Source organism: Terrabacter sp. 05T424, assembly GCF_056396225.1.
Genome location: NZ_JBFTLB010000001.1, coordinates 378,575 through 402,340 on the forward strand (window position 1 = coordinate 378,575; position 23,766 = coordinate 402,340).

Annotated in this window: 34 protein-coding genes; 28 read left to right on the plus strand and 6 right to left on the minus strand. The window is 69.5% G+C overall.

The genetic code is table 11. The features are described from left to right. Nucleotides 1-5 precede the first annotated feature (5 nt). The 20 genes from rplV to AC1DE0_RS01840 all read left to right on the plus strand — a co-directional run bounded on the left by rplV (nucleotide 6) and on the right by AC1DE0_RS01840 (nucleotide 12,714). The gene (gene rplV / locus AC1DE0_RS01745; RefSeq protein ID WP_386050627.1) at nucleotides 6-374 is read left to right on the plus strand and encodes a 50S ribosomal protein L22; all 369 of its coding nucleotides are present in this window, start codon (nucleotides 6-8) and stop codon (nucleotides 372-374) included. After that, nucleotides 374-1,198, plus strand: coding sequence for a 30S ribosomal protein S3 (gene rpsC / locus AC1DE0_RS01750; RefSeq protein WP_030194229.1), 825 nt, complete (start codon nucleotides 374-376; stop codon nucleotides 1,196-1,198). Before rplV ends, rpsC begins: the two co-directional genes overlap by 1 nt. Nucleotides 1,199-1,200: 2 nt before the next feature. Then, entirely contained in the window at nucleotides 1,201-1,620 is a 420-nt protein-coding gene (rplP, locus tag AC1DE0_RS01755; protein WP_478096498.1) for a 50S ribosomal protein L16, read from the plus strand. After that, nucleotides 1,620-1,976: a 50S ribosomal protein L29 gene (rpmC, locus tag AC1DE0_RS01760; protein WP_442290146.1), complete on the plus strand. Its 357-nt coding sequence runs from the start codon at nucleotides 1,620-1,622 to the stop codon at nucleotides 1,974-1,976. Before rplP ends, rpmC begins: the two co-directional genes overlap by 1 nt. Next, nucleotides 1,973-2,263: a 30S ribosomal protein S17 gene (gene rpsQ / locus AC1DE0_RS01765; RefSeq protein ID WP_478096501.1), complete on the plus strand. Its 291-nt coding sequence runs from the start codon at nucleotides 1,973-1,975 to the stop codon at nucleotides 2,261-2,263. The genes rpmC and rpsQ overlap by 4 nt, the downstream gene beginning before the upstream one ends. A 101-nt stretch (nucleotides 2,264-2,364) precedes the next feature. Then, complete coding sequence (rplN, locus tag AC1DE0_RS01770; RefSeq protein ID WP_045191900.1) at nucleotides 2,365-2,733, plus strand: 50S ribosomal protein L14; 369 nt, start codon at nucleotides 2,365-2,367, stop codon at nucleotides 2,731-2,733. A gap of 2 nt (nucleotides 2,734-2,735) precedes the next feature. Further along, nucleotides 2,736-3,113 carry a 50S ribosomal protein L24 gene (rplX, locus tag AC1DE0_RS01775; protein WP_478096504.1) on the plus strand — a complete coding sequence of 126 codons (378 nt, stop codon included), beginning with the start codon at nucleotides 2,736-2,738 and terminating at the stop codon, nucleotides 3,111-3,113. Nucleotides 3,114-3,115: 2 nt separating this feature from the next. Further along, the gene (gene rplE / locus AC1DE0_RS01780; protein ID WP_478096506.1) at nucleotides 3,116-3,676 is read left to right on the plus strand and encodes a 50S ribosomal protein L5; all 561 of its coding nucleotides are present in this window, start codon (nucleotides 3,116-3,118) and stop codon (nucleotides 3,674-3,676) included. A 1-nt stretch (nucleotide 3,677) separates the two neighbouring features. Further along, nucleotides 3,678-3,863, plus strand: a complete 186-nt coding sequence (locus AC1DE0_RS01785; protein WP_020143231.1) for a type Z 30S ribosomal protein S14 — start codon at nucleotides 3,678-3,680, stop codon at nucleotides 3,861-3,863. Nucleotides 3,864-3,989: 126 nt separating this feature from the next. Beyond that, entirely contained in the window at nucleotides 3,990-4,388 is a 399-nt protein-coding gene (gene rpsH / locus AC1DE0_RS01790; RefSeq protein ID WP_045191896.1) for a 30S ribosomal protein S8, read from the plus strand. A gap of 12 nt (nucleotides 4,389-4,400) precedes the next feature. Then, nucleotides 4,401-4,937: a 50S ribosomal protein L6 gene (rplF, locus tag AC1DE0_RS01795; RefSeq protein ID WP_478096509.1), complete on the plus strand. Its 537-nt coding sequence runs from the start codon at nucleotides 4,401-4,403 to the stop codon at nucleotides 4,935-4,937. Nucleotides 4,938-4,940: 3 nt separating this feature from the next. Beyond that, complete coding sequence (rplR, locus tag AC1DE0_RS01800) at nucleotides 4,941-5,315, plus strand: 50S ribosomal protein L18 (protein ID WP_442290151.1); 375 nt, start codon at nucleotides 4,941-4,943, stop codon at nucleotides 5,313-5,315. A 43-nt stretch (nucleotides 5,316-5,358) separates the two neighbouring features. After that, entirely contained in the window at nucleotides 5,359-6,015 is a 657-nt protein-coding gene (gene rpsE, locus AC1DE0_RS01805; protein ID WP_478096511.1) for a 30S ribosomal protein S5, read from the plus strand. Continuing rightward, complete coding sequence (rpmD, locus tag AC1DE0_RS01810) at nucleotides 6,015-6,197, plus strand: 50S ribosomal protein L30 (protein WP_020143226.1); 183 nt, start codon at nucleotides 6,015-6,017, stop codon at nucleotides 6,195-6,197. The genes rpsE and rpmD overlap by 1 nt, the downstream gene beginning before the upstream one ends. Nucleotides 6,198-6,199: 2 nt before the next feature. Beyond that, nucleotides 6,200-6,676: a 50S ribosomal protein L15 gene (gene rplO / locus AC1DE0_RS01815; RefSeq protein ID WP_478096514.1), complete on the plus strand. Its 477-nt coding sequence runs from the start codon at nucleotides 6,200-6,202 to the stop codon at nucleotides 6,674-6,676. A gap of 178 nt (nucleotides 6,677-6,854) precedes the next feature. Further along, complete coding sequence (gene secY / locus AC1DE0_RS01820; RefSeq protein ID WP_478096516.1) at nucleotides 6,855-8,177, plus strand: preprotein translocase subunit SecY; 1,323 nt, start codon at nucleotides 6,855-6,857, stop codon at nucleotides 8,175-8,177. Then, nucleotides 8,178-8,747 (plus strand): adenylate kinase, encoded by a 570-nt coding sequence (locus tag AC1DE0_RS01825; protein WP_478096518.1) that lies wholly within the window; start codon nucleotides 8,178-8,180, stop codon nucleotides 8,745-8,747. It abuts the gene before it with no gap. Then, nucleotides 8,747-9,601: a type I methionyl aminopeptidase gene (map, locus tag AC1DE0_RS01830; RefSeq protein ID WP_478096522.1), complete on the plus strand. Its 855-nt coding sequence runs from the start codon at nucleotides 8,747-8,749 to the stop codon at nucleotides 9,599-9,601. The genes AC1DE0_RS01825 and map overlap by 1 nt, the downstream gene beginning before the upstream one ends. 74 nt (nucleotides 9,602-9,675) lie before the next feature. Then, nucleotides 9,676-11,112, plus strand: a complete 1,437-nt coding sequence (locus tag AC1DE0_RS01835) for a serine hydrolase domain-containing protein (RefSeq protein WP_478096524.1) — start codon at nucleotides 9,676-9,678, stop codon at nucleotides 11,110-11,112. A 186-nt stretch (nucleotides 11,113-11,298) separates the two neighbouring features. Then, the gene (locus tag AC1DE0_RS01840; protein WP_478097738.1) at nucleotides 11,299-12,714 is read left to right on the plus strand and encodes a DHA2 family efflux MFS transporter permease subunit; all 1,416 of its coding nucleotides are present in this window, start codon (nucleotides 11,299-11,301) and stop codon (nucleotides 12,712-12,714) included. Nucleotides 12,715-12,813: 99 nt separating this feature from the next. Here AC1DE0_RS01840 and AC1DE0_RS01845 read toward each other — a convergent pair whose 3' ends face one another. After that, nucleotides 12,814-13,530, minus strand: coding sequence for a hypothetical protein (locus AC1DE0_RS01845; RefSeq protein ID WP_478096526.1), 717 nt, complete (start codon nucleotides 13,528-13,530; stop codon nucleotides 12,814-12,816). A gap of 316 nt (nucleotides 13,531-13,846) precedes the next feature. Between AC1DE0_RS01845 and AC1DE0_RS01850 the strand changes: the two genes are divergently transcribed. After that, nucleotides 13,847-14,191, plus strand: coding sequence for an iron chaperone (locus AC1DE0_RS01850; protein WP_478096529.1), 345 nt, complete (start codon nucleotides 13,847-13,849; stop codon nucleotides 14,189-14,191). 9 nt (nucleotides 14,192-14,200) lie between these two features. Here AC1DE0_RS01850 and AC1DE0_RS01855 read toward each other — a convergent pair whose 3' ends face one another. The 5 genes from AC1DE0_RS01855 to AC1DE0_RS01875 form a co-directional block, all read right to left on the minus strand. Next, nucleotides 14,201-14,923 carry a M15 family metallopeptidase gene (locus AC1DE0_RS01855; protein ID WP_478096531.1) on the minus strand — a complete coding sequence of 241 codons (723 nt, stop codon included), beginning with the start codon at nucleotides 14,921-14,923 and terminating at the stop codon, nucleotides 14,201-14,203. Further along, nucleotides 14,920-15,951, minus strand: coding sequence for a D-alanine--D-alanine ligase family protein (locus AC1DE0_RS01860; protein WP_478096533.1), 1,032 nt, complete (start codon nucleotides 15,949-15,951; stop codon nucleotides 14,920-14,922). The genes AC1DE0_RS01855 and AC1DE0_RS01860 overlap by 4 nt, the downstream gene beginning before the upstream one ends. After that, the gene (alr, locus tag AC1DE0_RS01865) at nucleotides 15,948-17,111 is read right to left on the minus strand and encodes an alanine racemase (RefSeq protein ID WP_478096535.1); all 1,164 of its coding nucleotides are present in this window, start codon (nucleotides 17,109-17,111) and stop codon (nucleotides 15,948-15,950) included. The genes AC1DE0_RS01860 and alr overlap by 4 nt, the downstream gene beginning before the upstream one ends. A gap of 155 nt (nucleotides 17,112-17,266) precedes the next feature. Then, the gene (locus tag AC1DE0_RS01870) at nucleotides 17,267-17,908 is read right to left on the minus strand and encodes a response regulator transcription factor (protein WP_478097740.1); all 642 of its coding nucleotides are present in this window, start codon (nucleotides 17,906-17,908) and stop codon (nucleotides 17,267-17,269) included. 8 nt (nucleotides 17,909-17,916) lie between these two features. Then, on the minus strand, nucleotides 17,917-19,242 hold the full coding sequence (locus AC1DE0_RS01875; protein ID WP_478096537.1) for a sensor histidine kinase: 1,326 nt from the start codon (nucleotides 19,240-19,242) through the stop codon (nucleotides 17,917-17,919). 268 nt (nucleotides 19,243-19,510) lie between these two features. On the opposite strand from AC1DE0_RS01875, the gene infA reads away from it, so the two are divergent. The 7 genes from infA (at nucleotide 19,511) to rplQ (ending at nucleotide 23,669) form a co-directional block, all read left to right on the plus strand. Beyond that, nucleotides 19,511-19,732 carry a translation initiation factor IF-1 gene (gene infA / locus AC1DE0_RS01880; protein ID WP_013493543.1) on the plus strand — a complete coding sequence of 74 codons (222 nt, stop codon included), beginning with the start codon at nucleotides 19,511-19,513 and terminating at the stop codon, nucleotides 19,730-19,732. A 153-nt stretch (nucleotides 19,733-19,885) separates the two neighbouring features. Further along, on the plus strand, nucleotides 19,886-19,999 hold the full coding sequence (gene rpmJ, locus AC1DE0_RS01885; RefSeq protein ID WP_006592630.1) for a 50S ribosomal protein L36: 114 nt from the start codon (nucleotides 19,886-19,888) through the stop codon (nucleotides 19,997-19,999). A 224-nt stretch (nucleotides 20,000-20,223) separates the two neighbouring features. Beyond that, nucleotides 20,224-20,598, plus strand: a complete 375-nt coding sequence (gene rpsM / locus AC1DE0_RS01890) for a 30S ribosomal protein S13 (protein WP_020143209.1) — start codon at nucleotides 20,224-20,226, stop codon at nucleotides 20,596-20,598. A gap of 62 nt (nucleotides 20,599-20,660) precedes the next feature. Then, nucleotides 20,661-21,056, plus strand: a complete 396-nt coding sequence (gene rpsK / locus AC1DE0_RS01895) for a 30S ribosomal protein S11 (protein WP_478096539.1) — start codon at nucleotides 20,661-20,663, stop codon at nucleotides 21,054-21,056. 32 nt (nucleotides 21,057-21,088) lie between these two features. Beyond that, the gene (gene rpsD / locus AC1DE0_RS01900) at nucleotides 21,089-21,697 is read left to right on the plus strand and encodes a 30S ribosomal protein S4 (RefSeq protein WP_478096541.1); all 609 of its coding nucleotides are present in this window, start codon (nucleotides 21,089-21,091) and stop codon (nucleotides 21,695-21,697) included. 154 nt (nucleotides 21,698-21,851) lie between these two features. Further along, nucleotides 21,852-22,883: a DNA-directed RNA polymerase subunit alpha gene (locus AC1DE0_RS01905; RefSeq protein WP_442290164.1), complete on the plus strand. Its 1,032-nt coding sequence runs from the start codon at nucleotides 21,852-21,854 to the stop codon at nucleotides 22,881-22,883. 72 nt (nucleotides 22,884-22,955) lie between these two features. Continuing rightward, entirely contained in the window at nucleotides 22,956-23,669 is a 714-nt protein-coding gene (gene rplQ / locus AC1DE0_RS01910) for a 50S ribosomal protein L17, sunset domain variant (RefSeq protein ID WP_478096544.1), read from the plus strand. Nucleotides 23,670-23,766 lie beyond the last annotated feature (97 nt).

Genomic DNA, 23,766 nt, shown 5'->3' on the forward strand with positions numbered 1-23,766 from the left:
AAGTCATGGAAGCCAAGGCTTCGGCGCGGCACGTCCGTGTCAGCCCGCAGAAGGCTCGCCGTGTCGTGGACCTGATCCGCGGCAAGGCGGCCACCGACGCCGTCACGACGCTGACCTTCGCTCCGCAGTCGGCCTCCGACCCGGTCAAGAAGGTGCTCGAGAGCGCCATCGCCAACGCCCGTGTCAAGGCTGACCGCGAGTCGGTCGCCTTCGACGAGCGCAACCTCGTCATCACGGCCGCGTTCGTCGACGAGGGCCCGACCATGAAGCGATTCCGTCCGCGGGCCCAGGGCCGCGCCGGTCGCATCAACAAGCGCACGAGCCACATCACCGTGGTCGTCACGCAGCCGGAGAACAAGAAGGGAGCCCGCTGATGGGTCAGAAGGTCAACCCCCACGGCTTCCGTCTCGGCATCACGACGGACCACAAGAGCCGCTGGTTCGCCGACTCGACGAAGTCGGGTCAGCGCTACCGCGACTACGTCAAGGAAGATGTCGCCATCCGTCGCCTGATGGAGAAGGGCATGGAGCGCGCCGGTATCGCCTCGGTCGAGATCGAGCGCACCCGTGACCGCGTCCGCGTCGACATCCACACGGCCCGCCCGGGCATCGTCATCGGCCGCCGCGGCGCCGAGGCCGACCGCATCCGCGGCGAGCTCGAGAAGCTCACGGGCAAGCAGGTCCAGCTGAACATCCTCGAGGTCAAGAACCCCGAGATCGTCTCCCAGCTGGTCGCCCAGGGCATCGCCGAGCAGCTCTCGGCCCGCGTGGCGTTCCGCCGCGCGATGCGCAAGGGCATGCAGTCCGCCCAGCGCGCCGGCGCCAAGGGCATCCGCGTGCAGGTCTCGGGCCGCCTCAACGGCGCCGAGATGAGCCGCACCGAGTTCTACCGCGAGGGTCGCGTCCCGCTGCACACGCTGCGTGCGCAGATCGACTACGGCTTCTACGAGGCCCGCACGACCTTCGGCCGCATCGGCGTCAAGGTCTGGATCTACAAGGGCGACATGACGGCGAAGGAGCTCGCGGCCCAGCAGGCCGCCGCCCCGCGCCCGTCGCGTGGCCCGCGTCGTGACGGCGGCGACCGCCCGAACCGCGCCCGTCGTGGTGACCGCAACGAGACCGCCGCTGCTCCGGCAGTGAACGAGACCGCTGCTGCCGAGGCTCCCGCCGCGGCGAGCACCGAGAATGAGCAGGCCTGACCATGTTGATTCCCCGTCGAGTCAAGCACCGCAAGCAGCACCACCCGAACCGCCACGGTGCGGCCAAGGGTGGCACGACGATCGCCTTCGGCGACTTCGGCATCCAGGCTCTCGAGCCCGCCTACGTCACCAACCGGCAGATCGAGTCCGCTCGTATCGCGATGACCCGTTACATGAAGCGTGGCGGAAAGGTGTGGATCAACATCTACCCCGACCGTCCGCTCACCAAGAAGCCCGCCGAGACCCGCATGGGTTCCGGTAAGGGTTCGCCGGAGTGGTGGATCGCCAACGTCAAGCCGGGCCGCGTCATGTTCGAGATCTCGGGCGTGACCGAGCCGGTGGCGCGCGAGGCCATGCGTCTCGCGATGCACAAGCTCCCCATGAAGTGCCGCTTCGTTCAGCGTGAGGGTGGTGACATCTGATGGCAGTCGGAACCAAGGACCTGGCTCCCGAGCAGCTGCGTGGTCTCGACGACACGAAGCTGGCGGACGAGCTGAAGAAGGCCAAGGAAGAGCTGTTCAACCTGCGTTTCCAGTCGGCCACCGGCCAGCTGGACAACCACGGGCGTCTGCGCGCGGTCAAGAAGGACATCGCACGGATCTACACCGAGATGCGTGAGCGCGAGCTCGGCATCGGCTCGGCGCCCGCCGCCCCCAAGGCGGAGGAGAAGGCCGAGAAGGCGGACAAGAAGTCCGCCAAGGCCGACAAGACCGAGAAGGCTGACAAGGCCGAGAAGAAGGCCAAGAAGGCTGACAAGGCGCAGGAGGCTGACGCATGAGCGAGCAGGAGAAGGTCGTGAGCGACCAGGCGAGTGAGCGCAACCACCGCAAGACCCGTCAGGGCTACGTGGTGAGCGACAAGATGGACAAGACCGTCGTCGTCGAGGTCGAGGACCGCGTCAAGCACGCGCTCTACAGCAAGGTCATCCGTCGCACCAGCAAGGTCAAGGTGCACGACGAGCAGAACGAGGCCGGCATCGGCGACCGCGTGCTGATCATGGAGACGCGTCCGCTCTCCGCGACGAAGCGCTGGCGCATCGTCGAGATCCTCGAGAAGGCCAAGTAAGCCAACCCACCGGGGGCTCCGCCCCCTGTGTGCCCCCCATTCCGTTCGGCAAGGCTCATCCGGGCAACCGGTGAGAACCAGCACGACGACAGGAGTTAGAAGTGATTCAGCAGGAGTCGCGGCTGCGCGTCGCCGACAACACCGGTGCCAAGGAACTCCTTTGCATCCGTGTTCTCGGTGGCTCGGGCCGTCGGTACGCCGGCATCGGCGACACGATCGTCGCCACCGTCAAGGACGCGATCCCTGGCGGCAACGTGAAGAAGGGTGACGTCGTCAAGGCCGTCATCGTCCGCACCGTCAAGGAGCGTCGCCGTGCCGACGGTTCCTACATCAAGTTCGACGAGAACGCTGCGGTGATCCTCAAGACCGACGGTGACCCCCGTGGTACCCGCATCTTCGGCCCGGTGGGCCGCGAGCTTCGCGAGAAGAAGTTCATGAAGATCATCTCGCTCGCGCCGGAGGTGCTGTGAACATGGCGAACAAGCCGACCAAGATGAAGATCAAGAAGGGTGACCTCGTCCAGGTCATCTCCGGCCGCAGCCAGAAGAACGGCGGCGACCGGGGCAAGCAGGGCAAGGTCATCGCGGTCTACCCCGAGAACCAGCGCGTGCTGGTCGAGGGCATCAACCGCGTCACCAAGCACGTCAAGGCGGGCGCGACCGCCCGTGGCACGCGCACCGGTGGCCTGACGCACACCGAGGCCGCGATCCACGTGAGCAACGTCGCGATCGTCGACCCCGAGTCGAAGAAGCCGACCCGCGTCAAGACGCGTGTCGAGACCGTGGAGCGCAACGGTCGCCAGAAGGCGGCTCGCGTCCGTGTCGCGGTCAAGTCGGACAAGGACCTCTGAGAATGACTGAGACCAGCACCAAGCCGCGCCTGAAGCAGCGCTACCAGGACGAGATCAAGGGCTCCCTGCAGGAGCAGTTCGGCCACGCCAACGTCATGCAGGTCCCCGGCGTCGTCAAGGTCGTCGTCAACATGGGTGTCGGCGACGCGGCCAAGGACAGCAAGCTGATCGAGGGCGCCGTGCGCGACCTCACGGCCATCACCGGCCAGAAGCCGGTCGTGACCAAGGCTCGCAAGTCCATCGCCCAGTTCAAGCTGCGTGAGGGCATGCCGATCGGCGCCCACACCACGCTCCGCGGCGACCGCATGTGGGAGTTCCTCGACCGTCTCGTCACGATCGCCCTCCCGCGCATCCGTGACTTCCGTGGCCTCTCGCCGAAGCAGTTCGACGGCAACGGCAACTACACGTTCGGTCTGACCGAGCAGTCGATGTTCCACGAGATCGACCAGGACCGGATCGACCGCGTGCGGGGCATGGACATCACCGTGGTCACCACGGCGACCAACGATGACGAGGGTCGCGCGCTGCTCAAGCAGCTCGGCTTCCCCTTCAAGGAGAACTGACATGGCCAAGACCGCGCTCGTTAACAAGGCGAACCGGAAGCCGAAGTTCAAGGTCCGCGCGTACACCCGCTGTCAGAAGTGCGGTCGTCCGCACTCGGTGTACCGCAAGTTCGGCCTCTGCCGCATCTGCCTTCGCGAGATGGCTCACGCGGGCGAGCTGCCGGGCGTGACCAAGAGCTCCTGGTAATCGGCTTTTCGAGCCCAGAGCACAACCCAGACCAACACACCTCTGACACCGTAGGTCGACCACACGGCGCAAGCCGGCGGCAGATGCCGCGGTCGAAACCCCGGTGAGGAAGGGCGGAGAGCCCACATGACCATGACTGACCCGATTGCGGACATGCTGACCCGCGTCCGGAACGCCAACTCGGCGCACCACGACGTCGTCTCCATGCCGTACTCGAAGCTGAAGAAGAACATCGCCGAGATCCTCCAGGCCGAGGGCTACATCGCCTCGTGGAAGATCGAGGAGGCCGAGGTCGGCCAGACGCTGACCATCGACCTCAAGTACGGCCCCAACCGCGAGCGCTCCATCGCCGGTGTGCGTCGCGTGAGCAAGCCCGGTCTGCGCGTCTACGCCAAGTCGACGAACCTGCCCAAGGTTCTCGGCGGGCTCGGTGTCGCGATCCTGTCGACCTCGACGGGTCTCCTGACCGACAAGCAGGCACACGAGAAGGGCGTGGGTGGGGAAGTCCTCGCCTACGTCTGGTAAGGAGACGCAGACATGTCGCGTATCGGACGACTCCCCGTCTCCATCCCCTCGGGTGTGGACATCAACGTCGCCGGCCAGGACGTCACGGTCAAGGGCCCCAAGGGTGAGCTCTCCCTGACCGTCGTCCAGCCGATCACGGTCGAGCTGGCCGAGGGCAACCTCGAGGTCAAGCGCCCCGACGACGAGCGTGACTCGCGCTCGCGCCACGGCCTGACCCGCTCGCTCATCAACAACATGGTCCTCGGCGTCACCGAGGGCTACGAGAAGAAGATGGAGATCCACGGCACGGGTTACCGTGTCGCGGCGAAGGGCTCGGACCTCGAGTTCTCGCTCGGATACTCGCACCCGATCCTCATCGAGGCTCCCGCCGGCATCAGCTTCGCCGTCGAGAACCCGACCCGCTTCTCGGTGCAGGGCATCGACAAGCAGCTCGTCGGTGAGGTCGCGGCCAACATCCGCAAGCTGCGCAAGCCCGACCCGTACAAGGGCAAGGGCGTTCGCTACGCGGGCGAGCAGATCCGTCGCAAGGTCGGAAAGGCCGGTAAGTAAGCCATGGCAATGATCATCAAGCGCGGCAAGTCCAAGGCTGCCGCCCGTATCCGTCGCCAGGTCCGCGGTCGCAAGAAGATCAGCGGCACCACCGCCCGTCCCCGCCTCGTGGTGTCGCGCTCCAGCCGTCACCTCTTCGTCCAGGTCGTCGACGACACGGTCGGCAAGACCGTGGCCTCGGCCTCGACGATGGAGGCCGACCTGCGTGCGTTCGAGGGTGACAAGACCGCCAAGGCCAAGAAGGTCGGCGAGCTCGTCGCCTCGCGTGCCAAGGACGCCGGCATCGAGTCCGTCGTGTTCGACCGTGGTGGCAACAAGTACCACGGCCGCGTCGCGGCGATCGCCGAGGGCGCCCGTGAAGGTGGGCTGTCCCTGTGACCAAGCACTTCGTGACCGCAATTGTTGAGATGAGGAACATCTGATGCCCGGACAGCAGCGTCGAGGCACCGGCCCCGCCGGTGGCGGCGAGCGCACCGAGCGCGGAGACCGCCGCGACAACCGCGGTGGCCGCGACAACCGCGACAGCCGTGACGACAAGAACCAGTACGTCGAGCGTGTCGTGACCATCAACCGTGTCGCCAAGGTCGTCAAGGGTGGTCGTCGCTTCAGCTTCACCGCCCTTGTCGTCGTCGGTGACGGTGACGGCACCGTGGGTGTCGGCTACGGCAAGGCCAAGGAAGTTCCCGCGGCCATCGCCAAGGGTGTCGAGGAGGCCAAGAAGAACTTCTTCAAGGTCCCCCGCATCCAGGGCACCATCCCGCACCCCGTCCAGGGTGAGGCGGCCGCAGGTGTCGTCATGCTCCGCCCCGCCGCCCCCGGTACCGGTGTCATCGCCGGTGGCCCGGTGCGTGCGGTGCTCGAGTGCGCCGGCATCCACGACGTCCTCAGCAAGTCGCTGGGCTCCGACAACGCCATCAACATCGTGCACGCCACGGCCCAGGCCCTGCGTGACCTCGAGCGCCCCGAGTCGGTCGCTGCCCGCCGTGGCAAGACCCTCGAGGAGGTCGCTCCGGCGGCCATGCTCAGGGCCCGTGCCGCCGGCATCGCCGAGGCCCAGGCCGCGAAGGCTGGTGCGTGATGGCTCGTCTCAAGGTGACCCAGACCCGTTCCGAGATCGGCGGCAAGCAGAACCAGCGTGACACGCTGCGCAGCCTCGGTCTGAAGCGCATTGGCGACGTCGTCGTCAAGGAGGACCGTCCCGAGATCCGCGGGATGGTCAAGACGGTCACGCACCTCGTGTCCGTCGAGGAGGTTGACTGACCATGGCCGACAACGCCAAGAACTCGGGCGAGTCCGCCCTCAGGGTCCACCACCTGCGTCCGGCCCCCGGAGCCAAGACCGCCAAGACCCGCGTCGGTCGTGGTGAGGGCTCCAAGGGCAAGACCGCCGGTCGTGGCACCAAGGGCACCAAGGCCCGTTACCAGGTCCCGGAGCGTTTCGAGGGCGGCTCGATGCCGATGCACATGCGCCTTCCGAAGCTCCGTGGCTTCAAGAACCCGTTCCGCACCGAGTACCAGGTCGTGAACCTGGACCGCCTGCAGGTCCTCTTCCCGGAGGGCGGGCAGGTCTCGGTCGAGGACCTCGTCGCCAAGGGTGCCGTCCGCGACGGCTTCCCGGTGAAGGTGCTCGGGACCGGCGAGATCTCCGTCAAGGTCGAGGTCGAGGCGCACAAGTTCTCGGCGTCCGCCAAGGAGAAGATCGAGGCCGCCGGCGGCACGGTCACGGCCCTCGCGGGCTGAGTGACCGGTCCAGCGTGACCCCCACACACCTCGTGTGAGCAGCGCCCCGAGCGCCAGCCGCGGGCCGACGTGACGTCGGTTACCGCGGAGGGAGGCTCGGGGCGCTGCGCCTTTGCGTTAACCTTCCACGGATTGCATGAATGACGCCGCGCCACCCCGCGGCCCCCAGGAGGACCCAGTGCTCGCCGCCTTCGTACGCGCGTTCCGTACCCCGGACCTGCGCAAGAAGCTGCTTTTCACGCTCGGCATCATCGTGCTGTTCCGGCTCGGATCACACGTGCCGACGCCCGGTATCAGCTACAGCCTCGTGCAGAACTGTCTGCAGGCCAACAAGGGCCAGTCGGGTGACCAGAGCGGGTTCCTCAACCTGGCCAACCTCTTCAGCGGCGGTGCGCTGCTGCAGCTGTCGGTGTTCGCGCTCGGGATCATGCCGTACATCACCGCGAGCATCATCATCCAGCTGCTCACGGTGGTCATCCCGCGCTTCGAGGCGCTCAAGGAGGAGGGCCAGTCGGGTCAGAGCAAGCTGACCCAGTACACCCGCTACCTGACGATCGGCCTCGCGATCCTCCAGTCGGCCACGCTCGTCACGTTCGCGCGCAACCCGTCCAGCCTGTTCGGCGGCTCGTGCACCTCGATCATGAACGACCAGTCGATGGTCACCATCTTGATCATGGTCCTCACCATGACGGCCGGCACCGGCCTGATCATGTGGTTCGGCGAGCTCATCACCGACAAGGGCGTCGGCAACGGCATGTCGCTGATGATCTTCACCTCGATCGCCGCCGGCTTCCCGGCTTCGCTCTGGGGCATCCGTGAGAACAAGGGCTGGGGCACCTTCCTCGGCATCATCACGCTCGGCATTTTCGTGATCGCCGCAGTCGTCTTCGTCGAGCAGTCGCAGCGCCGCATCCCCGTCCAGTACGCCAAGCGCATGGTCGGCCGGCGCATGTACGGCGGCACGTCCACGTACATCCCGCTCAAGGTCAACATGGCCGGCGTCATCCCGGTCATCTTCGCCAGCTCGCTGCTGGCCCTGCCCGGCCTCATCGCGCAGTTCAACACGCGCGCCGACGGCACCAACCCCGAATGGGTGACGTGGGTGCAGTCGAACCTGGTGCGCGGTGACCACCCCATCTACATGGCGATCTACGTCTCCCTCATCCTCTTCTTCACGTTCTTCTACGTCTCGATCACGTTCAACCCGACCGAGGTCGCCGAGAACATGAAGAAGTACGGCGGCTTCATCCCGGGTATCCGGGCCGGGCGACCCACGGCCGAGTACCTCAACTACGTCCTGACCCGAATCACCGTGCCGGGTGCCATCTACCTCGCCATCGTCTCGCTGATCCCGCTCGTTGCCCTCGTGCTCGTCGGCGCCAACCAGAACTTCCCGTTCGGTGGCACCTCGATCCTCATCGTCGTCGGCGTGGGTCTCGAGACGGTCAAGCAGATCGAGGCACAGCTGCAGCAGCGTCACTACGAAGGGTTCCTGCGTTAAATGCGACTGATCATCCTCGGCCCGCCCGGTGCCGGTAAGGGCACCCAGGCGGCGCGGATCGCCGACCGCCTCGGCATCCCCGCCATCTCGACCGGCGACATCTTCCGCGCCAACATCAAGGACCAGACCCCGCTGGGGGTCAAGGTCGACGAGATCATCAAGTCCGGTGGCTACGTCTCCGACGACATCACCAACGAGATCGTCGAGGACCGCCTCTCCTGGGACGACGCCACCCACGGCTTCCTCCTCGACGGCTACCCGCGCACCTCGGGCCAGGTCGACGCGCTCGACGCCATGCTCGCGCGCCACGGCCACGCCCTCGATGCCGTCCTCGAGCTCGAGGTCGACGAGGACGCCATCGTCGAGCGCCTGCTCAAGCGGGCCGAGACCGAGGGGCGCGCCGACGACACCGAGGACGTCATCCGCGAGCGTCAGGCGATCTACCGCAAGGAGACCGCGCCGCTGTCGCACCACTACGACCAGGTCGGCCTCCTCGTGAAGGTCGACGGCATGGGCGAGGTCGACGAGGTCACCGACCGCGTCATCGCCGCGCTGCCCCAGCACGCCTGATGTTCGGACGCCGAGGCCGGCTCCAGGGCCGCACCGACGAGCAGCTCCTCCTCATGCGTGAGGCGGGGCTGCTCGTCGGGCGCACCCTCGAGATGCTCGCGGGCGAGGTGCGCCCGGGGGTCACGACGCTCGAGCTCGACCGCCTCGCCGAGGACTTCATCCGCAGCCACGGCGGCATCCCGAACTTCCAGCTCGTGCCGGGCTACAGCCACACGCTCTGCACGAGCGTCAACGACGAGGTCGTCCACGGCATCCCCGGCCCGCGGGTGCTGGCGGCGGGCGACATCGTCTCCATCGACTGCGGCGCCGAGGTCAAGGGCTGGAACGGCGACGCGGCCTTCACCGCGGTCGTCGGTGGTCCCGACGCCGGCCGGCCCGAGGACCTCGCGCTCATCTCCGCCACCGAGGCCAGCCTGTACGCCGGCATCGCCGCGATGCAGGTGGGCGGCAGGCTGTACGCCGTCGGTGACGCCGTCGAGGCGAGCATCGAGCGTGCCGCCGACCGCGACGGGCACGCGTACGGTGTCATCGACGAGTACGTCGGCCACGGCATCGGCACCGAGATGCACATGGATCCCCAGATCCCGAACTACGCCGTGCGCGAGACGGGCCCGAAGCTCGTCGACGGGTTCACCGGCGCCATCGAGCCGATGATCACGCTGGGCTCGACCGACACCAAGGTGCTGGCCGACGACTGGACCGTCGTGACGGCCGACGGGTCGCGGGCCGCGCACGCGGAGCACTCCGTCGCGGTCCGCGAGAACGGCCTGTGGATCCTCACCGCCATCGACGGTGGAAAGGCTGCCCTCGAGGCGGTCGGGGCGGCATACGCCCCTCTCGACGTCTCGGTCTGAGACGGTGCTCTGACGCGCCGCACGGGCCCCGGCCGCTGCCCCCGTGGGGCGACGCCGACGCGTAGCCTCGCGCTGTGACCCTTCCCCGCAGCACCCCGTCGGCCCAGGGCGTCGACGCCGCAGGCGTCCTCGATCTCGTCGACGCCGTCGAGCGTGAGCACCTCGGCCTCCACAGCATCATGGTCGTGCGCCACGGCCACGTCGTCGCCGAGGGCTGGTGGAGGCCGTATGCCGCCGACCGCGTCCACCTCGCGTACTCCCTCTCGAAGACGCTGACGGCCACGGCCGTCGGGTTCCTGGCGCAGGAGGGTCGCCTCTCGCTCGACGACCGGGTGCTCGACCACTTCCCCGACCTCGACCGCGACCGCGTCGCACCCGGCTGGCAGGACGTGCGCGTGCGGCACTGCCTCTCGATGACCGTCGGGCACGAGGAGGACGCGTGGACGCACGTCTTCGACCGGATGAGCGGCAGCGACTTCGCCGACACCGGCGACTGGGTGCCTCGCGTCTTCGCGACCACGCCCACCCGTGAGCCGGGCACGGTCTTCGCCTACAACCAGGTCGCGACCTACCTGCTCGCCGTCATCGTGCGACAGCTGACGGGCGGCGGCATCGCCGACGTCCTGCATCCGCGGCTGCTCGTGCCGCTCGGCGTGCAGGAGGGCATTCCGTGGCACCGCGACCCGGTCGGTCGCGAGCTCGGCTTCACGGGGTCGCACCTGACGACCGAGACGATCGCATCGGTCGCCCAGCTCTACCTCGACCGGGGTCGCTGGCAGGGGCGCCAGCTGCTGTCCGAGGCCTGGGTCGACGAGGCCACCCGCGCATTCGGGCCGCTCAACGAGGACCCCGGCGCCGACGACGACTGGAGGCGCGGCTACGGCTACTCGTTCTGGATGCAGCGCTTCGGCTTCCGCGGCGACGGGGCCTACGGGCAGTTCCTGATCGTGCTGCCCGAGCACGACACCGTCGCGGCCGTCACGGCGGAGCAGCAGCGCATGCAGTCGACCCTCGACGCGCTGTGGCGCCACCTCGTGCCCGCCATCGGTGCGGCCGGATCCGACGCGGCTGACGCCGCATTGGCCGAGCGTCTGGCGGGCCTCGAGATCCCCGCCATGACGGGAGAGGCGCTGGGCCCGGAGTACGCCGAGTTCAACCGTTCGAGCTCGTCCGACCTGGCCCCGGACTACACGGCAGTCTCGGTCACGCGCGAGGGCGCCGACCTGGTGCTCGGCCTGGCCCGGCGCGGGCAGTGGCTGCGCGTGCCGGTCGGCGTCGGGGCCTGGCGCGAGAGCGACCTGGTCGCTGCGGGAGGCACGCTTCCGGTCGTCGCCAGCGGTGGCTGGGTCGACGAGGACACCTTCCGCGCCGAGGTCATCGTGATCGAGACGCCGCACCGCTTCCGCGTCGAGGCGCGGCTGCGCAGCGCCGACGCCGACCTGACGTGGCGCATGGTGCCGCTGACCGGCTACGACCCGATGTGGCTCTCGACCCGCTGGGCCACTGCCTGAGCCGATGACGGCTGTCGGTGCCCGGGTGCAGAATCGGGGAGTGCTGCGCGAGGCAGCGGAAGGGGGCCCACCGTGGCCGGTGACGAGAGCACGACAGACACGACGACGAGCACGTCGGTTGCGGCGGCGCAGGCACCCCCCGGCGGCGTGGCCGCCGACCACAACCCGTGGCCCGCCCTCTGGGCCATGGTCATCGGCTTCTTCATGATCCTCGTCGACTCGACGATCGTGTCGGTGGCGACCCCGGCGATCCTGCGAGGGCTCGACACCGAGGTCAACAGTGTCATCTGGGTCACGAGCGCCTACCTGCTCGCCTACGCCACGCCGCTGCTCATCACCGGGCGGCTCGGCGATCGCTACGGCCCGAAGAACATCTACCTGGCCGGGCTCGCCATCTTCACCCTGGCCTCGCTGTGGTGCGGCCTCACCGGCACCATCACGGGCCTCATCGTCGCCCGTGTCGTGCAGGGCATCGGTGCCTCGATGCTCACGCCGCAGACCATGGCCGTGATCACGCGCACCTTCCCGGCCGCCTCACGCGGGCAGGCCATGGCCCTCTGGGGCGCGACCGCCGGCGTCGCGATCCTCGTCGGACCCGTCGTCGGCGGCCTGCTCGTCGACGGCCCCGGCTGGGAGTGGATCTTCTTCATCAACGTGCCGGTCGGCATCGTCGCCTTCGTCCTTGCGGCCCGGCTCGTGCCGCGTCTGGGCACGCGCAGCCATGACTTCGACTGGCTCGGTGTCGCGCTGTCGGCCGTGGGGATGTTCCTCATCGTCTTCGGGGTGCAGGAGGGTGAGACCTACAACTGGGGCGCGATCTCGGGATTCGTGTCGGTGCCGCTGCTGATCGGGGTCGGACTCGTCGTGTTCGCCCTGTTCCTCGTGTGGCAGTCCCGCAACACGAACGAGCCCCTGGTCCCGCTCGGGCTGTTCCGCGACCGCAACTTCTCCGTGTCCAACATCGGCATCACGACGGTCGGCTTCGCGATCACGGCGATGGCCTTCCCGTTCATGCTCTACGCGCAGGCGGTCCGGGGCCTCAGCCCGACGTCGTCGGCACTGCTGCTCGCACCGATGGCGGTCATCTCCGGCGCGCTCGCTCCGGTCGGCGGTCGCCTCACCGACAAGGTCCACCCGAAGATGCTCGCCCCCGTCGGCCTGGGTCTCACCTCGGCCTCGCTCTTCTGGGTGGCCGCCGTCATGCACCCCGCCACCCCGATCTGGCAGCTGCTCCTGCCGATGGCGCTGATGGGCGTCGGCAGCGCCTTCATGTGGGGCCCGCTCGCGGCCACCGCCACCCGCAACCTGCCGCTGTCGTCGGCCGGCGCGGGGGCCGGGGTCTACAACACGACGCGGCAGGTGGGCGCCGTCCTCGGCAGCGCGGCCATCGCCGCGGTCATCGAGGCGCGGATGGCCGCCAACCTGCCCGGCCTCCAGCTGTCAGCAGGGTCGATCCAGCAGGGCGGCGGCCGTGCGATGCCACCACAGGTCTCCGACGGCTTCTCCTCGGCCATGTCCCAGGCGATGCTGCTGCCCGCCGCCGTGCTGCTCATCGGGGTCGTGGCCGTGCTCTTCTTCGAGCGACCCGCGCACCACGGCTGACCCTACGACCTCGCCGGGCGGCCCGACCGGAAAGGGACCAGCCTCGTCACCCGGTGAGCCCGGTCAGCCAGGCGAGTCCGGTGAGCCGGTCGGTCCCGGTCAGTCCCGACGGCCGAGGGCGCCGGCGCGTCCGCCGACGTGCACGACCATCCGCTCGGCGACGACCCGCGCGTTGGCCTGCAGCACCTCGAACGGCACGCGTGGGAGGTTCTCCTCCCAGTCGATGAGGGGCGACCCGCGGAACTGCAGCATCCGCGCGGGCCGGCCGAGGAAGAACAGGTGCAGGTGGGCGCCGCCGTCGCCGTACTTGGCCAGCTGCACTCGGCCGACGGTCGGCACGTGCTCGACCGCGTCGGAGATCGCGACGACGAGCTGACCCATCTCGGCGGCGAGGTCGGCGGGGAGCGAGGGCAGGTCGTGGTGCTCCACCGGCATCAGCATGAGCATCAGCGGGAGCCCGGTGTCGCGTGACAGCGTCAGCCGCCAGCGTGAGTTCGTCCAGACGACGCGCTCGTCGGCGTCGTCGAACCCTTGTGCGCAGTGACAGTCGGCAGCCTGCTCGCCGCGGCGCGGGGGCTCCTCGTCGGCTGGGGGCCGCACCGGCTTGAGCCGAAGGCCCTCGAGCTCGTACGGGTAGATGTCCCACCCGGGCATCTCCTCGACTGCCACGGGCAGTCGCCCGTCCTCACCCGCCGCAGCGGCGATGCGGGCGTAGTAGTCGTCGACCGACTCCGCCTCGGTCGGGGGCGCGCTGACCGTGTCGGTGTGGTCGTCGGGTGCAGGTKGGTGGGCGGCGTCGGCGCCGGGCTCGGTCACCCGGCCAGTATGCCGGGTGGCCGGGTCGCGCGTCCGCGGGTGCGGACCGCGCCCGGGCCCACCCGGCACGACGCCGGGAGCCGGCGACTACTTCGACGGCTGGGGGGTGGAGCAGCCGATCTTCGGGTTGAGCCCGACGTAGTTGAGCGGGCCCGCGACGATCGTGATCGCGGTCGTCGACAGTCGGCTGCAGCTCGGGTCGGACGAGCCAAGCTCGAGGGGCGCAGCAAGGCCCGGCGTGCCCGTCGGTTCCGCTCGCCCTCCCCACCCGGCGGATACGCCCCCGCAACCACCTGGCCGATGGCACGATCACAGGGTGGGGACGATCGGTGACTACCTGGAGGGCCTCGAGCCGGATCAGCGCGCAGCGTTGCAGCACGTCGTCGACGTCGCGTCACGCCTGGTGCCGGAGGCGGAGGAAGGCACGAGCTACGGGATGCCTGCCCTGCGCCTGGACGGCCGGCCGCTCGTCGGGATCACCGCTGCCGCGAAGCACCTGTCGGTCTTCCCGTTCAGCCCGGCGGTCGTCGAGGCGGTGGCGCCCGACCTCGACGGCTTCGCCCTGAGCAAGGGCACCGTCCGCTTCACGGTCGACCGTCCCGTGCCCGACACGGTGCTCGAGCGCATCGTCTCGCTCCGGCTGGCCGAGCTCAGGCGTTGAGGCAGTCCCTCACGATCCGAGGCTCCGCAACGGGTCCACCGGCCCGTGGATCGCGAACGGCGCTCCGGTGACGTGGGCCCAGTAGCGGTCGCCGAAGGACCAGTGCCACCACTCGGTCGGGTAGTTGACCAGGCCGGCGCGCCCGAGTGCTCCGGCGAGCACCGAGCGCAGCTGCCGGGCGTGAGGACCGATGCCCGGCGCGTCGAAGTAGCAGGCTCCGCGGCTCTCCTCGGGCGTCGCGTCGATGGGCGTGCCGAGGTCGAGCCGACGGCCGTCGTCGTCGGCGAGGATGAGGTCGACGGCGGCGCCGCTGACGTGGGGCGCGCTCGCCGGCGGCGCCACGAAGCGGCTCGCCAGACGGTCGAGCTCGGCCGCGTCGAGCCATGGCTGGTCGTCAGCCAGCCGACGGCGGTACGCCGCGTGGATCGCCTGCTGAGCGGCCAACGGTCGCAGCCCCTCCACGACGAGCAGGTGCAGGCCGTCGGGGAGCGTCGACTGCGCCTCGCCGAGCCGGTCGGCGAGGGTGTGGCGCACGAGCCGGTGAGGAGGGGTCGGCATCGACGCGGCCCAGACGAGGCCGAGGCCCGGCGGAGGGTCCGGCTGGGTGGGTACGACGAGCACCCCGGCGCTCGCGACGTCGACGAGCTCGGACCCGTCGTCGACGACACGGATGCCCACGACGCGTGGGTCGGAGAGCAAGGTAGGGCCTGGCGCCGTCGTCGGAGCGCTCACCCGTGCACCCCTGACACCATCGCCACCGATGACCCGGCCGCGGTCCGCACCAGGAGGTCGACCAGATCTGCGTAGTCCGTCCCGGCGGCGGCCCACATGCGTGGGAACTGCGACGCAGGCGTGAACCCGGGGAACGTGTTGACCTCGTTGAGGACCGGTCCGTCGACTCCGACGAGGAAGTCGACGCGGGCGAGGCCCCGGCAGCCGAGGGCGTCGAATGCCGCGACGGCCAGCTGCTCGAGGTGTGCGGTGAGCTCCGGACCGAGTGGCGCAGGGACGGCGAACCGAGTCGCCGCACTCTCGTACTTGGCGGTCTCGGTGAAGAACGGCTCGTCGGGGTCGCTGCGGACGAGCAACGAGGGTCCGCAGCGCACCTCGCCGTCCGGCAGCTCGAGCACAGGCACGTCGACTTCGAGGCCGCTGACCTCGGCCTCCACCAGGATGGAGTCCCCGCCGGCCTCGAGGGCGGTCACGAGAGCGGAGCGGAGCTCGCTGGGTGCGAGAGCGGCGAGCCGGGTGACACCGATGCTGGATCCGCCGTGGACCGGCTTGACGTAGACCGGCCCTGCCAGGCCCGCGGCGACGAAGTGAGCGGCAAGGCGGTCGAGTTCCACCGCCGAGCGGGTCGCCGCGACTGCGCGGTCGGCGCCCACGAACAGGCCCGGAGCGACCGGTAGGCCGGCGTTTCCGACGACGAGCTTGGTCAGCTGCTTGTCGAGGCACACGGCGCTGGCGGCGACGGGGGACCCGACGTAGGGCACGCCGAGCACCTCAAGGAACCCCTGCACCGTGCCGTCCTCGCCGAACCTCCCGTGCAGGGCGGGGACGGCGACGTCGCAGCCGAGCAGCGTGTCGACGGCGACGAGCCGGCCTACGCCTGCCGGCGTGTGCCACTCGCCGGCGCGGTCGACGAGCACGGGCACGACCTCGTGCCCCGCGCGGCGCAGCCCGTCCATGATGCCTTCGCCGCTGGCGACCGAGACGTCGTGCTCGCTGCTCGTTCCTCCGTGGATGACGGCCACTCTCATGCCTGCTCCCTTCCTGGACCGGGGTGGTCGCACGCCGAGGTGGCGCCGACGTGCCGGCGTGCCACACGCGCGCCGATCCCGGTGTAGATCTCGTGCTCGTTCGTGCCGGACCAGGCGGCCCACTCCCGCGCCGTGGGCTCGCCGCGGTCGCCGGGCCCGAGCACGACGACCTCCGTGCCGACGGCCACCGGCTCGGGCCCGAGGTCGGCCACGAGCTGGTCCATGGAGACGCGCCCGATGAGGGGCGCGCGGCGCCCGGCGAGCCAGATGCTCGCGTGCCCGGTCGCGGCGCGGGGGATCCCGTCGGCGTAGCCGAGGGGGACCAGGGCGAGGTGGGTGTCGCGGGAGGTCCGCCCGACGTGGTCGTAGCCGACGCCCCGGCCGGCTGCGACGCGTCGCACCTGGAGGACGCGCGTGCGAAGGGTGAGGGCGGGCCGGAGCCCCTCGCCGATGCCGTAGAGGCCGGCGCCGACGCGGACGAGGTCGTATGCCGCGTGGCGTGGGTTGGCCTGCACGGCAGCGGTGTTCGCCAGATGGACGACCTCGGGCCGCAGTCCGGCTGCCCGCGAGAGGTCGAGGCCGACGCGGAACATGAGCAGCTGGCGGCGGGTGGCCACGGCGTCCGGCTCGCCCCCGTGGGACAGGTGCGACCACACGCCGACGACACGAACCCGGCCGGCTGACTCGAGGGAGGCGGCGGCGCCCACGAGGCGCGCCCAGTCCTCACCGGGGCAGCCGCTGCGGTGCAGGCCCGTGTCGAGCTTGAGGTGGATGCGGGGCACTCCGCCGGCGCGGGCGACGGCGGCGAGGTCACCCGGGCTGCTCACCGACAGGTCGATGCGGGCAGCCACCGCAGCCGCGGCGCGAGCCGGGTCGAAGAGCCACGCGAGCACCGGGGCATCGAGGCCTGCCCGCCGCAGCTCGAGGGCCTCCGACACTTGCGTCACGCCGAGCCACGTCGCACCGGCCGCCAGGCACGTGCGCGCCACCGGCACGGCTCCGTGTCCGAAGGCGTCGGCCTTGACGACGGCCATCAGGGCGGCGCCCGCGGCAGCGCGCAGGGTGCGCACGTTCGCGGCCAGCGCGCCGTGGTCGACGACCGCTTCGGCGAGCTCACCCGACACCTCCGCGGGGCCACCGACAGGGAGGGTCGCTGACATCCTGGTGAAGTCCCTTGGGGCAGTGGCGATCTCGCTTGTCTCCAACATGCCTCGACGCTAGGAGTTCGCCCCCGGGATGCGCATCGCTCCGCGGTCCGAGATGCGCGTCGTCCCGTGGGAGGAGGAGACCAGCGGCCGGGTGGAGACGGGAGCGGTCAGGGCAGGGCGATGGCCCCGGTCTGGTAGGCGAGCACGACGAGGGCGACCCGGTCACGGACGCCGGTCTTGGCGAGGATGTGCCCGACGTGCGTCTTGACCGTCGTCTCGGAGACGAAGAGGGCTTCCGCGATCTCGGAGTTGGTCAGGCCGCCCGCGATCGCGACCCAGACCTCGCGCTCCCGGTCGGTCAGCGTGGACGTGCGGTCGAGCAGGGCGCCCGCGACCGGGGCGCCACGCACGTAGGTCTCGACGAGCCGGCGGGTCGTCGACGGAGCGATGACGGCGTCACCGGCGTGGACCGTGCGGATCGCCGCGAGGAGGTCCTCCGGCGGAGCGTCCTTGAGCAGGAAGCCCGACGCCCCCGCCCGGAGCGCGGTGAACGCGTACTCGTCAAGGTCGAAGGTCGTGAGGACGAGCACCTTTGTCGCGCAGTCGCGCTCGGCGATGATCCGGGTGGCCTCGATGCCGTCCATCCGGGGCATGCGCACGTCCATGAGCACGACGTCGGCCGGGACCGTGGCCAGGGTGTCGACGCAGTGCTGCCCGTCGGCGCACTCGGCGACGACGGTGAGGTCGGGCTGCGATCGCACGAGCATGGCAAAGCCGGCGCGCACGAGCGCCTGGTCGTCGACGATCATCACGCGGATCACCGGGCCACCTCGATCGGTCGGGTCGCGCCGGCTGCGAGCCGGGGCAGGGTCGCCGTGACCCGGTAGCCGCCGCGGGGGTCGGGCCCCGTGACGAGCGAGCCGCCGATCACCTCGACCCGCTCGGCCATGCCGCGCAGCCCGTGGCCCGCACCGCTGCCGTCTCCGTTGCTCGTGCCGACCCCGTCGTCGACGACGTCGACCACCACTCGGTTGGGTGCGACGGTCACGCTGACCCATGCCGTCGCGTCGTCACCCGCGTGCTTCATGACGTTCGTCAGCGCCTCTTGGACGATGCGGTACGCCGTGAGCCCCGTCGCGGCGTCACCCTCGATCGCGTCGCGGGGGAGCAGCTCGCCCTCCTGGCGCAGGTGCACGACCCTGCCTCCGGCGGTGAGGCCCGCGACGAGCGTCTCGATGTCGGCGAGTCCCGGCTGCGGCGCCTCCGGCACCCCCGTCGTGTCGTCGCGGAGCACCCCCAGCAGCCGCCGCATCTCCGCCAGCGAGGCCCGGCCCGTCGCGGCGATCGTGGCGAGCGCCGTCGTCGCGGCGTCGGGGTCGGACGCGGCCGCGAAGCGCGCACCGTCGGCCTGCACGATCATGACGGAGAGCCCGTGCGCCACGACGTCGTGCATCTCACGCGCGATCCGCTGCCGGTCGGCCAGCCCGTCGGCGCGGCTCACGGCAGCGCGCTCGGCCTGCTCGTGGGCGGCCGCGTCGGCGGCGTGCGACGCGGACTCGTGCTGGAGGGCGGCCCTCTCCCGGGCGGCGCGGACCTGGTCGGCGACGGCCCACGTGAGCACGACGACGGCGGCGCTGTTGAAGAGGTAGACGGCGAGCCGGTCGGACAGCAACGTCCCGATCGGCGGCAGGAGGTAGCCGTAGCGCAGCAGGAGCAGAGCGGTGGCCAGGCCGATCGAGCCCAGCGCCGCTGCGAGGGCCCACAGCCCCCCGCGCCTGTCGGTCCACAAGGTGACGCCGAAGAGCGCGATCAGTGCCATGAGCACCGTCGGCAGTCCGAGCATGGCCCCGACGGCATACAGCAGGTACGCCAGCACCCCGCAGGCCGCGTACGTCGCCCGCGGGAAGCGGGGGAGAAGGAGCAGGCCCAGCGCCCCCAGCCCGATCCCGAGGTAGCCGAGGACCTCCGGCTGGTCCCGGAGGTCGACCCACCAGGCGCTGCGCCCCAGTGCGGCCGCGATGGTGATCGACGTGACGAAGTAGAGCAGCGCGATGATCGCGCCGACGCGGTCGACGAGCGGACGTGCCGCCGCGGCGGGAGCAGCCGGCGCGGCGGGAGCATGGGGTGCGGGCCGGGCGGTCACGCGAGCACGCTACCCAAGGTGCCGGCACACGGAATCCTCCCGTGGGAGGACGTCTGCGCAGGCGCTGCGGCGGGTGCGGCCGGGTCGGTCGCAGCCCGGGAGCACGATTTCGGGTAATCGCCGCCGTGGCGTATTCTTGTGCGTTGGGTGTCGTGTGCCTCGACGCCTGAGTCTCGCCTGTGCCCCGACGAACCACGCGGAGCACGGCAACAGGCACGTCTCAAGGCCGGTCCAGTCCGGGTCGGCCACCAACAGATAGACGGAGGATATGGCCAAGAAGGACGGTGTCATCGAGATCGAGGGCACGATCGTCGAGGCTCTCCCGAACGCGATGTTCCGGGTGGAGCTCTCGAACGGTCACAAGGTGCTCGCACACATCTCGGGCAAGATGCGACAGCACTACATCAGGATCCTCCCTGAGGACCGTGTGGTGGTCGAGCTCTCGCCCTATGACCTGACCCGCGGTCGGATCGTCTTCCGCTACCGCTGAGCACCAGGGTCGGCCGAGGCAGCGCGCGCGAGCGAGCACGCCGGGGCCGGGACGAGTGCGAGGCACCAACTCCGATTACACAACCAAGCACCTGTCGACACGAGCCTCCCGGGGCCCGCGGAGACGGGCGCGCGATCTGAAGACAGCAGGCAGATGAAGGTTCAGCCGAGCGTCAAGAAGATCTGCGACAAGTGCAAGGTGATCCGCCGCAACGGTCGGGTCATGGTGATCTGCGAGAACCTGCGCCACAAGCAGCGCCAGGGCTGAGCAGAAGCACCACCTCGCCGTCGACAGAACTTCGACAGCACGCAAGACAAGTGAATGAAAGCAGCACCCGGCCCCTGATGACCGACCGTCGTGTCGGCGCAGGACGTCACCCCCGGCACGGAGGCCGGGGACCGGTGGCCCGTCCTTCTGTGTGGCGGGCCGAGACCCCGGATCGGTGCCTTGCTCCAGACCTCCGCGTAACAGAAATCAGGAGACAACCCAACATGGCTCGTCTTGTTGGAGTCGACCTTCCGCGCGAGAAGCGCGTCGAGGTCGCACTGACCTACATCTTCGGTGTCGGTCGCACCCGTTCCAAGGAGGCGCTGGTTGCCACCGGCGTCGACCCCAACACCCGCGTCAAGGACCTCGGTGAGACCGAGCTCGTTGCGCTTCGTGACTTCCTCGAGGGCAACTACCGCCTCGAGGGTGACCTTCGCCGTGAGGTGCAGGCCGACATCCGCCGCAAGGTCGAGATCGGCTCCTACGAAGGTCTCCGTCACCGTCGTGGTCTTCCCGTGCGCGGTCAGCGCACCAAGACCAACGCGCGCACCCGCAAGGGCCCGAAGCGCACCGTGGCCGGCAAGAAGAAGGCCAAGTGATCGATCGGCGCGTTGATCGCCCCGTTTGGTCCACCGACATTCAGTTCTGACGTAGGAGAAACATGCCTCCCAAGGCTCGCGCGACGAAGGTTCGTCGCAAGGAGAAGAAGAACGTCGCCCACGGGCACGCTCACATCAAGAGCACGTTCAACAACACGATCATCTCGATCACCGACCCCACCGGCGCCGTGATCGCCTGGGCCTCCGCCGGCCAGGTCGGCTTCAAGGGCTCGCGCAAGTCCACCCCCTTCGCGGCCCAGATGGCGGCCGAGGCTGCTGGCCGCCGCGCCATGGAGCACGGCATGCGCAAGGTCGACGTCTTCGTGAAGGGCCCGGGCTCGGGCCGCGAGACGGCGATCCGTTCGCTCACCGCCACCGGCCTGGAGGTCGGCGCGATCAGCGACGTCACGCCCACGCCGCACAACGGTGTCCGCCCGCCCAAGCGCCGTCGCGTCTGATCCGGCCAGAGACCAGGAAGAATAGATAAGTCATGGCTCGTTACACCGGCCCGATCACCAAGAAGTCCCGCCGCCTCAAGATGGACCTCGTCGGCGGCGACAAGAACTTCGAGCTCCGCCCGTTCCCGCCCGGCCAGCACGGCCGTCGCCGGATCCAGGAGAAGGAGTACCTGACGCAGCTGCAGGAGAAGCAGCGCGCCCGCTTCCAGTACGGCGTCATGGAGAAGCAGTTCGTCCGCTACTACAAGGAAGCGGCGAAGCGCCCCGGCAAGACCGGTGAGAACCTCCTCCAGATCCTCGAGTCGCGTCTCGACAACGTGGTCTACCGCGCGGGCCTGGCCCGCACGCGTCGCCACGCCCGTCAGCTCGTCACGCACGGTCACTTCGAGGTCAACGGCGTGCGCGTCGACGTCCCGAGCTACCGCGTCGAGCAGTACGACATCATCACGGTCCGCAAGCAGTCCGTCGAGAGCTTCCCGTTCGAGCTGGCTCGCCAGACGTTCGGCGAGCGTCCCATCCCGGCCTGGATGCAGGTCGTCGACGGCTCGCTGCAGATCCTCATCCACCAGCTCCCGGTGCGCGCGCAGATCGACTCGCAGCTCACCGAGCAGCTGATCGTCGAGCTCTACTCGAAGAACTGACCGAGGACGTATGCCGTGGGGCATCGCCCCCACGGCATACGCCCCTCGTCGCTGGGGCCGGCTCGCAGACAGAGCCGCGCCGGCCCGCCCGGATCACGACCGGGCAGTTTCACGAGGCGTCATATGGCGGTCGCCCGTGGGAAGGAACTGAACAGTGCTCATCGCACAGCGTCCCGTGCTCTCCGAAGAGGTCGTGGTCGAGGACCGCAGCCGCTTCACCATCGAGCCGCTCGAGCCCGGCTTCGGCTACACGCTCGGCAACTCCCTCCGTCGCACCCTGCTCTCGAGCATCCCGGGAGCGGCGGTCACCTCCATCCGCATCGACGGCGTGCTCCACGAGTTCACGACCGTGCCGGGCGTGAAGGAGGACGTCACCGAGATGATCCTCAACATCAAGGGCCTCGTCGTCTCCTCGGAGCACGACGAGCCGGTCGTCATGTACCTGCGCAAGCAGGGCCCGGGTGCGGTCACCGCCGCCGACATCACGCCGCCGGCGGGTGTCGAGGTGCACAACCCCGACCTGCACATCGCGACGCTCAACGACAAGGGCAAGCTCGAGATGGAGCTGACCGTGGAGCGTGGCCGTGGCTACGTCTCGGCGCAGCAGAACAAGTCCGGTGACCAGGAGATCGGCCGCATCCCGGTCGACTCGATCTACAGCCCGGTGCTCACCGTGACCTACAAGGTCGAGGCGACCCGAGTCGAGCAGCGCACCGACTTCGACAAGCTCATCGTCGACGTCGAGACGAAGAACTCGATGACCCCGCGTGACGCCATGGCCTCGGCCGGCAAGACGCTGGTCGAGCTCTTCGGCCTGGCCCGCGAGCTCAACGTCGAGGCCGAGGGCATCGACATGGGCCCGTCGCCGACCGACGCCGCGCTCGCCGCGGACCTCGCCCTGCCGATCGAGGACCTCGACCTGACGGTTCGTTCCTACAACTGCCTCAAGCGCGAGGGCATCCACACCGTGGGTGAGCTCGTGGGTCGCAGCGAGGCCGACCTGCTCGACATCCGCAACTTCGGTGCGAAGTCGATCGACGAGGTCAAGGCCAAGCTCGTCGGCATGGGTCTGGCCCTCAAGGACAGCCCGCCCGGGTTCGACCCGTCGGCCCTGGTCGACGGCTACGGCGACGATGACTACAGCGACGACGACGACCAGTCGTTCGTCGAGGACGAGCGTCTCTGACCAACCGCTTCTTGACCGAGCCCTCGACGCCCTGCTCGAGAACGGCCTGGTCGGACTTCTAGGAGAAACGAAATGCCCACCCCCACCAAGGGTCCCCGCGTCGGTGGCGGCCCCGCCCACGAGCGGCTGATCCTGGCCAACCTCGCGACGTCGCTCTTCGAGCACGACAAGATCACGACGACCGAGGCCAAGGCCAAGCGTCTGCGCCCGCTCGCCGAGCGTCTCATCACGTTCGCCAAGCGCGGCGACCTGCACGCCCGTCGTCGCGTCCTCACGGTCGTGCGCGACAAGGGTGTCGTCCACCGTCTCTTCGCCGAGATCGCCCCCGACATGGCGGCTCGCGAGGGTGGCTACACCCGCATCACGAAGATCGGCCCCCGCAAGGGTGACAACGCCCCCATGGTCGTCATCGAGCTCGTCCGCGAGCCGCTGTCGGCCAAGAAGGCGACGGTCAAGGAGGCCGAGGCCGCCACGAAGCGCGCTGCCAAGCAGAGCGAGTCGAAGCAGGCTGCTGCCGACACCAAGGCCGCCGAGGACGCCGAGAAGGTCGACGCGACCGACGCGACCGAGGCGACCGAGGCCGGCGTCGAGCTGCCCGAGGGCGCGGTCGCCGCGAACGAGGACGGCTCGGCCCCCGAGGGCTACACCGTCAAGGGCAACGCCGACTCCGGCAAGTACCACGAGCCCGACGGCCAGTGGTACGACCAGACGGTCGCGGAGTTCTGGTTCCAGTCGGCCGAGGACGCCGAGAAGGCCGGCTTCGTGAAGGCCGGCGGCGGCTCCTGAGCCAAGCACCACCCATCGAGAAAGCAGTTCGTCCGATCGGACGGACTGCTTTCTCGATTTATGGGCGGCCGAACTGCTTTCTCGATGTGAGCGGCGT